This window comes from Psychromonas arctica, from assembly GCF_036697365.1.
GTDB classification, from domain to species: Bacteria; Pseudomonadota; Gammaproteobacteria; order Enterobacterales; family Psychromonadaceae; genus Psychromonas; species Psychromonas arctica_A.
On the sequence record NZ_JBAHZA010000023.1, the window covers coordinates 25815 to 36839 of the forward strand.

The window sequence follows — 11025 nt, forward strand, 5'->3', positions numbered from 1 at the left end:
CAATTTACGTTTTAATAACGTTAAATATTAACGTTGAGGTTAATTAAGTATCATGAATTATCTTGCTCATCTGCATATTGCCGACAACACTAATACTAGCTTCAGCGGTAATTTTTTAGGGGATTTCGTGAAAGGTAATCCTGATACGCAGTTTCCAGCAAAGATAGTAGAAGGGATTCGCTTGCACCGCTTTGTTGATAGTTTTACTGATAAGCATCCACAAGTTTTACAAGCTAAACAGCTTTTTCCAACGCATCTACGTCGTTATGCACCGATTGCTTTAGACATGTTTTGGGACCACTGCCTTGCCGCTAATTGGTCTAAATTTCATTGTTTAAGTTTGATTGATTTTTGTCATTTGGCAGAACAAAAAATTGCTCAGGAAACTGTGGAAGATAACGTAATTTTACCTGAAAGATTTGAGCGAATTAATAGTTTAGTATGGCGTGATAAATGGATTGAGTCTTATCAAAAAATAAGTAATATCGAATATGCTTTACAAAGGATGTCATCGCGAAGTCCAAGAATGGCGCCGCTTGCCGAAACGGGAAAAGTGTTGGTTGAACACTATCAGGTATTCGCTACTATTTTTACCGGACTCTATGCAGATGTGCTGGTGGCGAGTAGGCAGTTTATTACTGAATAAAACCTATATGTCATAGGCACAAAAAAGGAGACCCATGGCCTCCTTTGATCAACAATACAAAGTATTGAAATTAGTCTTCTTTAGTAAATAAGTGAGCGATGTTTTTAAAGTCACTTTTTCCTTCAGTAATCTCTTCTACCGATAAACCAGATGCTTCGTGTGGGAATACTAACCACTCATCTGATTCATGGATGTAGTAGTCAGGTACCATGTCTACTGCTTTGTTTTTTGGCTTGTAGTAAGGAGTAGCAATACGCACATCACGTGGCATATTTAAACGCATTACTTCTGTCAGCTTCTCAGTTAATGCAACAACACTTCGGCCTGAGTCAAATACATCATCAACAATTAATAAACCATCGTCTGCATTTGCATTTTCGATGATGTAATGTAAACCATGTACTTTGATGGTTTTACTTTGCTTACCAATGCCGTAGTAAGAAGATGTACGTACTGCGATATGATCTGTTTCTACTTTTTTGTAGTCAAAGAATTCTTGAACTGCAATACCGATTGGTGCACCGCCACGCCAAATACCAACTATAAACTGTGGGCGGAAGCCACTATCGTAAACTTGTGATGCAAGACGAAATGAGTCTTCAAGTAATTGTTGTGCAGTGATAAAGACTTTATCAGACATATCATTTTCCTCTGGAATTAATTTAGTCGCGCAGTTTAAACTAAAAAAGATAGTTCTGCACAATTTGTATGCTAAAAAAACAGATAAAAAAGTCTTTTCTCGCGTAAATTATATAATTTTAAGATGGGCTTAAGAAATCCCCATCATATTGGGCTATCGTTTATATCTTACTCTACAGAAATACGAACTCTATTCTTTGATAGGAGACAAGTTAAGTTGAAAATTTTACGTTACCCACCAATCATCACGTTGTTATATATGTCAATAATGCTATTGATTGATTTCATCTTTTATAGTGTGAGTATTCACTTACCAATCCTAAATTGGCTAGCTTTATTGGCGTTTATTATTGCTATATTATACCAATTGCATTAAATAAGTGGTCTAAATTTTGCGCAGGAAAAATGACTTAGTTTAAGGCGTAACTTAAGTTAAATAGTTGTTCTATTTACGAAAGTTACAACGAAGAAATAAGTTATTTTAACAAGTAAAATAGATCAGTTACTTAGTGTGATTGGTATTAGTTATTGCCTCTGCTGGTTTGGCGTTTAAAAAAGCTAATACAACCCTAGATCCAACGACGCCAGAAGAAACCTCTTCGCTAGTTATTACGGGCATCTATCGTTATTCACGTAATCCAATGTATTTAGGTATGGTTGGCTTGTTAATTGCGGAAGTGTGCTTGCTTGGGAATCCATTATGTTTAGTGATTATCCCTTTATACATTTACAGTATCACCAAGCGCTTTATCGAACCTGAAGAAAAAGCATTAAAATCAATCTTTGGGGAGCAATTTAACCATTATAAAAAACAGGTTAGGATGTGGCTATAATTATTTAAAGCCCTTAAAATCTAATTAAGGGCTTTAACGGGACTATTATTACGTCTTGTTAGTAATTATTCACTTACTTCATTCTCGCTCTGTTTACCTTCATCCAACTGTTGTAAATTATCTAATGTGGTTTGAGCAATACTGGTTAATGCTTCTTTAGTTAAGAAGGCTTGATGGCCAGTAAAGATAACGTTATGGCAAGCTGATAAACGTCGGAAGGTATCATCGGTAATAATTTCACTAGAATGGTCATTAAAGAATAGGTGCTCTTCTTCTTCATAAACATCTAAGCCTAACCCGCCAATACGCCCTGATTTTAATGCTTCAATTGCATCATGGGCATTCAATAAACCACCTCGACTAGTATTTACAATCACTACGCCTTTTTTCATTAAATCGAAGGTTTTTTTATTCAGTAGATGTTTGTTATCGCTAGTTAATGGACAATGTAAACTGATCACATCACTATTTTTGAATAGAGTTGGGAAATCCACATATTCTGCGCCCAATGCCTCTGCATGAGCAGAAGGGTAAGGGTCTGCAGCAAGAATTTTGCAGCCAAATCCTTTAAAGATTGCCATAGTGGCAACCCCTATTTTACCCGTACCGATAATACCAACGGTTTTACCATGCAGATTAAAACCAACTAAGCCTTCTAAGGAGAAGTTAGCATCTCGAGTGCGTTGATAAGCCTTGTGAATTCGGCGGTTTAAGGTCATCAATAATGCAATAGTGTGCTCTGCAACTGCTTCCGGTGAATAAGCTGGAACACGAACAATAGTGATGCCTAATTTTTTTGCACAAAATAGATCAATATTATTAAAACCAGCGCAACGCATTGCAATGTATTTAATTCCTAATTCATGAAGTTGTATTAATACTGGTTCACTTAAATCATCATTTACAAATGCGCATATTGCATCGTAACCAGATGCCAGAGCTGCCGTGTGTGCATTAAGCTGAGTATCAAAAAAGTTAATACTCATGGGATCTGAAATTAATGGCTGGAAATGTTGAATATCATAACTACGAGAACTGAACATAGCGACTTTCATAAAAGGTAACTCCATGTTTAAGATAATAATACAGTGATGAGATAATCTGCTTTGCAAAAATGTTAAACGGTTTTTCTGCTTTGTATCGATTGTACACCCAATACGTTATAACTTAACTATAGGGATGACTTTGTTACAGAATAAATTTGTTTCATAATGATGTGTTAGAGTGCAATAAATTTAAGTCATTCTCGGTCAAGTAACTTGTCTTATAAGAACCTTTTCAATCTTATTGAGTCACAGCTATGCTGGCGGTGTTGTATTTATTATATTCATCTCTTTTTTCTATTGTTTTGTTTTCGGAGTCATCATGTCCACGTTAAGGCAGTTCGGTTTATCATTTTTATTGCTCTTTGGGTTGATCAGTAGTGCATTCGCACAAGCACCTGAAACGGGCTGGATCACCAATTTTAATCATTTACCCGTCAAAGTGAATTTGCAGTTAACTGGTCAAGCTGAACAAAATACAGTGAATGGTATTTTGAATGTAAGTTTAGCATCTGGTTGGAAAACATATTGGCGATCACCTGGTGAAGGTGGTGTCGCACCAACGTTTGATTGGACAACTCAATCTACTAATATCTCAGATGTAAATTGGTCTTGGCCAACACCTAAACGTTATCCTGTTTTAGGTGTAGAAACTGTTGGTTATAAAGATCAAATTCATTTCCCAATGCAGATTTCTGTTACAGACCCTAGTCAAATTAGTCGTTTAAAAGGCACACTCACTCTCGCGTCTTGTACGACTATCTGTGTATTAACTGATTACGAGATTAATTTAACCTTTGATCCGCAACAACTTTCTATCAATGATGATGTTGCTTTTGCGTATGCTCAAGCGGTAAGTAGTGTACCTATTTTAGTGGAACAGTCGGCGATTGAAGCGCAAAAAAATAACGCGAATATAACCGAAATAAAAAGCGTATGGGATCAGCAAAATCAACAAGTCGTTGTGCAATTATCGCATCAATTAGATTGGCAGCAGCCTGATTTGTTTATCGATAGCAGTGAAGCCACGTTAGAAAATGTCTTCTTTTCAAAACCCGTCATTGAAGTGGTAGGCAAGCAATTAACAGCGACCTTTGAAGCAACTAGTTGGGGGGGAGAAGTTGATTTAACTGCTGCTCAAGTGAATATCACTGTTGTTGATACTGATATAGCAGTAGAGATCGCAACGAGCTTAGGCAACCAAGCAATTACTACCGCAGGAGAATCTATTTTCTCTATCTTTTTAATCGCTTTACTAGGCGGTTTGATTCTAAACATTATGCCTTGTGTTTTACCTGTTTTAGGCATGAAGTTAAGCTCTGTCTTGGGCGTCGATGGTACGCAACGAGCTCAGGTACGTAAGCAATTTATCGCTTCTAGTATTGGTATTATCAGTTCATTTTGGTTGTTAGCGTTATTCCTTTTAATATTAAAGTTCTCTGGTGAAGCACTAGGCTGGGGAATTCAATTCCAGAATCCTTACTTTATTGGGTTTATGGTGGTTGTAACAGCCTTGTTTACAGTGAATATGTTGGGTTTATTTGAAATCCAATTACCCTCTTCTATGCAGACTTGGCTAGCAACAAAGGGCGGGCATAACTATTTAGGACATTATCTACAGGGGATGTTTGCTACCTTACTGGCAACACCTTGCAGCGCACCATTCTTAGGTACCGCGGTCGCTTTTGCTTTAGGTGCTTCAAGTTGGCAATTATTTGCAGTATTCACCGCTTTAGGAATAGGCATGGCTTTGCCTTGGTTACTGATTGCTGTATTCCCAAGTATTGCGACATTTATGCCTAAACCAGGAAAATGGATGGGAACGGTAAAACTCATCTTTGCGTTACTTATCTTACTTACCTGTTTATGGTTAATTAGCTTATTAAGTAGCTTTATTGGAATAATTTATACAGCGATTATTGCTGTATTGATGATAATTATCTTTGCTATTTTAATTTGGAAAAAGCATGGGAAGCGTGTTTTTCTTGTTAGCTTATTAAGTTTGCTAGTAGTGGTTTCGTTAGCTCTTGTGACTAATCATTTTACCGCTAAGCACGGAGTGGATCCGCTTCATGATGAAACACAGTGGGTTCCTTTAGATGCGAAAGTGATTAAACAAGAAGTAGCGAAAGGGCATGTTGTATTTGTTGATGTTACTGCTAAATGGTGTGTAACTTGTAAGGCCAATAAAATAGGGGTGTTATTACAAGATCCTGTTTCTAGCGAGTTGCAAAAACAAGATGTGGTAGCCATGAGTGGTGACTGGACTGTTCGTTCCGACGATGTCACAGCTTACTTACAATCTTTTGGTCGTTATGGTGTTCCGTTTAATATAGTTTATGGACCAGGCGCGCCAAATGGAATTGAGTTATCAACTATTTTGAATAGTGACGATGTAATAAAAGCAATTGAACAAGCCAAAGGCCAATAATATGACTGATAAAAAAGTAAAAAAAGGTTGGGTTAGCAACCTTAAATCAGGTGCTATTTATCTACTGTTAGCCTTAGCATTAGGATGGGGGGTAGATTTATGGCGAGCTCAATCAATAGCCTCAGGAAAAGCGCCCGCATTAGTTGCAACCAGTGTAGAGGGCGAAAATATTGATTTGATTGCGATGAGTCAAGAAAAGCCTGTGCTTGTTTATTTCTGGGCGACCTGGTGTAGTGTTTGTACTACTGTGTCACCCTCTGTTAATTTTGTGAGTGATGGGATGCAAGTAGTAACCGTTGCCTTAAATTCTGGAGAACAACAGCGAGTTAAGCAGTACCTTGATGCAAAAGAGTATGATTTTACTGTATTAAATGACCCTAAAGGTGCTATCAGTAAAGCCTGGGGGATTAGCTTAACACCCACTTTAATTGTAGTGGACAAAGGTGAAATTACAGCCGTAACGACTGGCTTTACAAGCCCATTTGGTATGTGGGCGAGAATGCTATTAAGCTAACTAACTTGTAAATATAATTTAGTCTATGCCGGGTGTTTTGAAACAAGGAAGCAGTTATTGAAACTACTTCCTTATTTTTTATTGTAATGGTTTAGCGAATACCTGAGTCCAATAATATCGATAATCTGCATCGGCGTTTACAGCACAAGCTAATCCCATCTCTTGCGCATTTTCACTCATAATATTAGTACAGTGCCCTTCACTTTCCATCCAACCGTCAACGACATCTTGTACCGAAGTTTGCCCTGCAGCAATGTTCTCTGATACATAACTCCATGCGTAACCTTGTGCAGATACTCTGCTTCCGACAGTACTATCATCTAAACCACTATGGCTAAAGAAGTTGTAGTTTGCCATATTTGAGGAATGCTCTTCGGCGGCTAAAGTTAATGTTGAGCTCCAGGTAACTGCATCAACGGCAGGGTATGTAGTCGCACCACAGGTTTGTGATTCGGATCGGAGTTGATTAATTAGCGTTAATGCTTCAATTAAATTATCTTCACAGCTCATTGCACTGTAATCAATAATCTTTGATGTTACTTGTGTTGTTTCAGTCACTTCTGTAGTACTAACTTGTTCACTACTGGTGTTAGTATCCGAGGTAATGCTTGTATCGGTTATGTTTGTTTCTGTTGTTGAAGAGCTACCACTTCCGCAAGCGGTAAGTGCTAAGCCACAGCATATAAAAGCTAACCAATATTTCATGATAATTTCCCTTTCCTTATTTAATCTGACTTCTACTAATCCACTTTGACTATTCAGGATACAGTTGAATTAATTATAACGAGTCAGTAGACCGCAATAATTAAAAGATAGTTCCATTTAGTATCTAACATGAAAAGAAGAAGGGGAGAGTGTTAATGAGTGAAGTGGTGTAAACACATCCATAGTGGAATTCACTATGGATGTGTGTTTTAAGGTTTAATTTGCTAATTTAGGTCCAGCTGAAAGTAATATTTTACCTTCTTCTTTATCTGTGTAACGTGCAAAGTTATCAATAAATAAATGAGCTAATTTTTCAGCCTTTTCGTTCCACTCGGTAGTATCTGCATAAGTATCTCGTGGATCTAAGATACTACCGTCTACATTAGGTAGGCTGGTAGGTACTTGTAAGTTAAACAAAGGAATAGTTTTAACTTCCGCTTTCTCAATAGAGCCGTCTAAAATAGCATCGATAATACCTCGTGTATCTTGGATTGATATGCGTTTTCCTGAGCCATTCCATCCAGTATTCACCAAGTAAGCTTCAGCCCCACAAGCTTCCATTCTTTTTACCAATTGTTGAGCATATTGCGTTGGGTGCAGAGTTAAAAAAGCTGCACCAAAACAAGCTGAAAAGGTAGGCGTTGGCTCTGTAATTCCACGTTCTGTCCCCGCTAACTTTGCAGTAAATCCTGATAGGAAATGATATTGCGTTTGCGCTTTAGTTAACTTAGACACAGGTGGTAAAACACCAAAGGCATCAGCGGTTAAAAAGATAACTTTTTGCGCATGGCCCCCTTTGGAGATCGGTTTAACGATATTTTCTATATGCTCAATAGGGTAAGATACTCGCCCATTTTCTGTTTTACTCGCATCATCATAATCCACTTCACCCTGTGCATTAATCATCACGTTTTCTAACAAAGCATTACGCTTAATTGCACCAAAAATATCTGGCTCAGCTTCCTCGCTCAAACGGATAGTTTTGGCGTAGCACCCGCCTTCAAAGTTAAATACACCTTGGTCGTCCCAACCGTGTTCGTCATCACCGATTAAGGCGCGTTTAGGGTCGGTTGATAATGTGGTTTTGCCAGTGCCAGATAAACCGAAGAAAATAGCCGTATCTCCGGCCTTTCCAATATTAGCTGAACAATGCATTGAAGCCATGCCATTCAATGGCAATAGGTAGTTCATTACTGAAAATAATCCTTTTTTCATTTCACCACCGTACCAAGTACCACCGATAAGTTGTACTTTTTCCGTGAGATTGAAGGCAACAAAGTTTTCGGAGTTAAGTCCTTGTTGTTGCCAGTTCGGATTATTGGTTTTAGACCCATTCATTACTACAAAGTCAGGTTCAAAATCTATTAACTCTTCCTCAGTAGGGCGAATAAACATGTTTTTTACAAAATGTGCTTGCCATGCAACCTCCATAATAAAGCGAACTTTTAAGCGTGAATTTGCATTCGCACCGCAGTAAGCATCTACCACAAATAGTTTTTTATTAGAGAGCTGCTCTGTTACAACTTGCTTGAGTGCATTCCAAGTACTTTGATCAATAGCTTTATTATCATTCTTCCCCTGGTCACTCCACCAAACCGTATCGCGTGTGGTGTCGTCTTTGACAATGTATTTGTCTTTAGGTGAACGCCCGGTAAATATGCCCGTATCAACAGCCACAGTTCCATTGTTTGTAATAATGCCTTTTTCATAGCCACTTAAAGACTCCGCAGTTTCTTCTGTAAACAGTGTTTCATAGCTTGGATTGTAAAAAATTTCCGAGATATTTGTGATGCCGTATTCTTTCAGTTTTGCAGTCGATAGTGGTGCTTGGGCCATGGTTTTTTCCCCTTTATAGCCAGTGTTAATTTTGTTAAAAAAATGTAATGTAGCCATTCGGAGAGTAAGGGAATTGTGGCGAGATAAGTGGGACCAGTGTCTAATTATTAGGCAAAAAAAAGCCACAGAAAAATATCCATGGCAACTTTGTGAGCTCGCACTTTTGTATGATAAATCAGTGCTTTTGATTTGCAGGAGTTAAAAGAATTTGCAGATCTTGCTCTTTAAATGAATAAGTCGTTGCACAATACTCACAACGCATATCAATACTGTCTTGTTCTTCTAAAATATCTTTTATCTCTTCTTCATCTAGAGATGCTAATGAAGATAAGCAACGTTCTTTAGAACAACCGCATACAAAGCTAATAGGCTGAGCTTCAAATAGGCGTACTTTTTCTTGATGATATAAACGGAATAACAGGTCGTCATTTTGTAAAGTATAGATTTCTTCAGCTTTAATAGTACTTGCTAGTGCACATACATGAGCAAAATCTTCTTCATGGCTTTCACTGTGTGCTGGCAAGGTTTGAATTAATAAACCTGCTGCTTGAACTGGTGTGCTGGTACTATCAGCAAAAAGACTGATTTTAGTTGCTAACTGTTCAGATTGAACAAAGTAGTCTTCTAAACAAGCTGCTAATGTGTCTTTTTCTAATGCCACAATACCTTGGTAACGTTCACCATTATCAGGAGTGATAGTGATCATTAAATTACCCTTACCAATTAATTCAGCAAAAGATAAACCCGTTGTATCACCTTGGTAACGAGCTGTGCCACGTACTTCTAAATTTTGGTTTGCGTTAATAACAGCCATACTTAATGGGCCATCTCCCTGGATTTGTACTGCAATCTTACCTTTAAATTTTAATGTTGCTGTAAGCAGACTCGTTGCGATTAATAGCTCTCCGATTGTATTTGCTACTTCTACAGGGTAATCGTGATTGCTTACACACTCTTCAAAAGTTGTATGTGCTTGTGCAATTTCACCACGAATTTCGAAGTCATCAAATAGGAAGCGTTGTAGTTGGTCTGTCATAAATTCTCTCAATATGTATTTTTCAGTAATTAATCGAAATTAGCTGTATTGCGTTGTGTTTTTGCGTGTATTAATTCGCGGCGTTCTTTTTTATTTGGTTTTCGGTCTGGATGTGGCGCATTTTGTAAACTTAGCTTACGTAACATTTGGTGTTGCTCTCGCTTGGCAACACTTTTATCTGTTTCTTTATAAAGTGTTTGTGCAATTGGAGCGCCTCGGCGTTGTTCAGATAAAGCTTCTACAACCACTTCAAATAACTGTTCACCTTGGCGGATAGACAATAGAGCGCCGACTTCAACAGTTTTACTGGCTTTACAACGTTGCCCATTATAATGGACCTTACCGCCTTGTACCATATCTCTTGCTAAGCTACGGGTCTTATAAAAACGTGCCGCCCATAACCATTTATCTAGTCTAACCGTTAGTGTTGTCATAAATTTCAACTCAAAAATCGTATTTTAATATAGTAAAAGTCGACGTTACGCTAAATCATTATTTAATAAAGCTCTGTTATGCTTATCATATTAAATAACATGCTTATATTTTTATAAAAAACATCTTTTTTCAACAAAAATTGTGCGAACTAGTTAGTCTATTTGCATAAGCTTCTCTAAATCGAAGCATTATTTTAATCGTTCAAAGATAACACATTAATTAATGTGAGCTATGTCACTTAACAGGTGGGGGCAAAACTTGATAAGTCAAGGTCAACTTATGACATAATATTTGTTATAAACTTGTGACATAAAAATTGTTATAAAAGTGTTATCTTATCGACAGCGAAGCTTTAAACTTACAGCCTAAGTCTCATGAATATTGAAATTTTCTGTTAATTGTTATTTTATAAAGCGCTTCACTAGCATTAATGTGATATTAATGTTTTTTTGGTATTCAATGATTCAGTAATAGGATGAGAATGTAGGCCATGATTTCCATACTACCCCAAATATTATTGGCAGTGATCTGTGGTTCAGTCGCATACCAATCTGCCTTATTAACTTTATCTGTTTATCCAGAACCTGAAAGTAGTCACAATTGGATTCCTACTACTGAAAGAAAGATTAATCAAACTGATAGATTAAGCACTCAAAAATTACAAGGACAAGCAATATTTGGTCGTTATCAAGGCGAAAGAATTGTTTATCAACAAGAACAGATAGAAGCACCCAAAACTCGTTTAAAACTAACTCTTGTTGGCATAGTCGCCGCCTCTGACCCTAGACTTTCCAGTGTTATTATCGAATATAAGCGCTCCCAAGACAGTTATTTTATAGAGTCTGAAATCCCAGGAACAGATGCTGTCGTCACTGAAATTTACCATGACCGTATTATTATTAGTGTG

11 protein-coding genes are annotated in these 11025 nt (G+C 37.4%); 5 read left to right on the forward strand and 6 right to left on the reverse strand.

Features of this window, described 5'->3' with window-relative positions:
• The first annotated feature begins 52 nt into the window (after positions 1 to 52).
• Positions 53 to 646: an ACP phosphodiesterase gene (locus V5290_RS16550; RefSeq protein WP_422662756.1), complete on the forward strand. Its 594-nt coding sequence runs from the start codon at positions 53 to 55 to the stop codon at positions 644 to 646.
• A gap of 70 nt (positions 647 to 716) precedes the next feature.
• Here the strand turns inward: V5290_RS16550 and V5290_RS16555 are convergent, their stop codons facing one another.
• Positions 717 to 1286, reverse strand: a complete 570-nt coding sequence (locus V5290_RS16555; RefSeq protein WP_113820450.1) for a phosphoribosyltransferase — start codon at positions 1284 to 1286, stop codon at positions 717 to 719.
• Positions 1287 to 1800: 514 nt separating this feature from the next.
• Here V5290_RS16555 and V5290_RS16560 point away from each other — a divergent pair.
• Entirely contained in the window at positions 1801 to 2118 is a 318-nt protein-coding gene (locus V5290_RS16560; protein WP_333388360.1) for an isoprenylcysteine carboxylmethyltransferase family protein, read from the forward strand.
• Positions 2119 to 2183: 65 nt separating this feature from the next.
• On the opposite strand, the gene V5290_RS16565 is transcribed toward V5290_RS16560, so the two are convergent.
• Positions 2184 to 3173, reverse strand: coding sequence for a 2-hydroxyacid dehydrogenase (locus V5290_RS16565; protein ID WP_333388363.1), 990 nt, complete (start codon positions 3171 to 3173; stop codon positions 2184 to 2186).
• A gap of 310 nt (positions 3174 to 3483) precedes the next feature.
• On the opposite strand from V5290_RS16565, the gene V5290_RS16570 reads away from it, so the two are divergent.
• Together V5290_RS16570 and V5290_RS16575 are read left to right on the forward strand one after the other, a co-directional pair.
• Positions 3484 to 5592: a protein-disulfide reductase DsbD family protein gene (locus V5290_RS16570; protein ID WP_333388366.1), complete on the forward strand. Its 2109-nt coding sequence runs from the start codon at positions 3484 to 3486 to the stop codon at positions 5590 to 5592.
• Position 5593: 1 nt separating this feature from the next.
• Positions 5594 to 6106 (forward strand): protein disulfide oxidoreductase, encoded by a 513-nt coding sequence (locus V5290_RS16575; protein ID WP_333388369.1) that lies wholly within the window; start codon positions 5594 to 5596, stop codon positions 6104 to 6106.
• A 78-nt stretch (positions 6107 to 6184) separates the two neighbouring features.
• Here V5290_RS16575 and V5290_RS16580 read toward each other — a convergent pair whose 3' ends face one another.
• From V5290_RS16580 to hslR, 4 genes are all read right to left on the reverse strand, one after another.
• Complete coding sequence (locus V5290_RS16580) at positions 6185 to 6811, reverse strand: CAP domain-containing protein (RefSeq protein WP_333388372.1); 627 nt, start codon at positions 6809 to 6811, stop codon at positions 6185 to 6187.
• Positions 6812 to 7027: 216 nt separating this feature from the next.
• Positions 7028 to 8647: a phosphoenolpyruvate carboxykinase (ATP) gene (gene pckA / locus V5290_RS16585; protein ID WP_333388374.1), complete on the reverse strand. Its 1620-nt coding sequence runs from the start codon at positions 8645 to 8647 to the stop codon at positions 7028 to 7030.
• 175 nt (positions 8648 to 8822) lie between these two features.
• On the reverse strand, positions 8823 to 9683 hold the full coding sequence (gene hslO / locus V5290_RS16590; RefSeq protein ID WP_333388377.1) for an Hsp33 family molecular chaperone HslO: 861 nt from the start codon (positions 9681 to 9683) through the stop codon (positions 8823 to 8825).
• A 29-nt stretch (positions 9684 to 9712) separates the two neighbouring features.
• Positions 9713 to 10117: a ribosome-associated heat shock protein Hsp15 gene (hslR, locus tag V5290_RS16595; RefSeq protein ID WP_333388380.1), complete on the reverse strand. Its 405-nt coding sequence runs from the start codon at positions 10115 to 10117 to the stop codon at positions 9713 to 9715.
• Positions 10118 to 10608: 491 nt separating this feature from the next.
• Between hslR and V5290_RS16600 the strand changes: the two genes are divergently transcribed.
• Positions 10609 to 11025 (forward strand): type II secretion system protein N (locus V5290_RS16600; RefSeq protein ID WP_333388383.1); only part of this gene is annotated, 417 nt, incomplete at its 3' end.

Bases quoted from the DNA above. Each gene is read 5' to 3' on its own strand.
- V5290_RS16580 (WP_333388372.1), bottom strand. From the start codon at position 6,811: ATGAAATATTGGTTAGCTTTTATATGCTGTGGCTTAGCACTTACCGCT.
- pckA (WP_333388374.1), bottom strand. From the start codon at position 8,647: ATGGCCCAAGCACCACTATCGACTGCAAAACTGAAAGAATACGGCATC.
- hslO (WP_333388377.1), bottom strand. From the start codon at position 9,683: ATGACAGACCAACTACAACGCTTCCTATTTGATGACTTCGAAATTCGT.
- V5290_RS16565 (WP_333388363.1), bottom strand. From the start codon at position 3,173: ATGAAAGTCGCTATGTTCAGTTCTCGTAGTTATGATATTCAACATTTC.
- V5290_RS16555 (WP_113820450.1), bottom strand. From the start codon at position 1,286: ATGTCTGATAAAGTCTTTATCACTGCACAACAATTACTTGAAGACTCA.
- V5290_RS16550 (WP_422662756.1), top strand. From the start codon at position 53: ATGAATTATCTTGCTCATCTGCATATTGCCGACAACACTAATACTAGC.
- V5290_RS16570 (WP_333388366.1), top strand. From the start codon at position 3,484: ATGTCCACGTTAAGGCAGTTCGGTTTATCATTTTTATTGCTCTTTGGG.
- V5290_RS16575 (WP_333388369.1), top strand. From the start codon at position 5,594: ATGACTGATAAAAAAGTAAAAAAAGGTTGGGTTAGCAACCTTAAATCA.
- hslR (WP_333388380.1), bottom strand. From the start codon at position 10,117: ATGACAACACTAACGGTTAGACTAGATAAATGGTTATGGGCGGCACGT.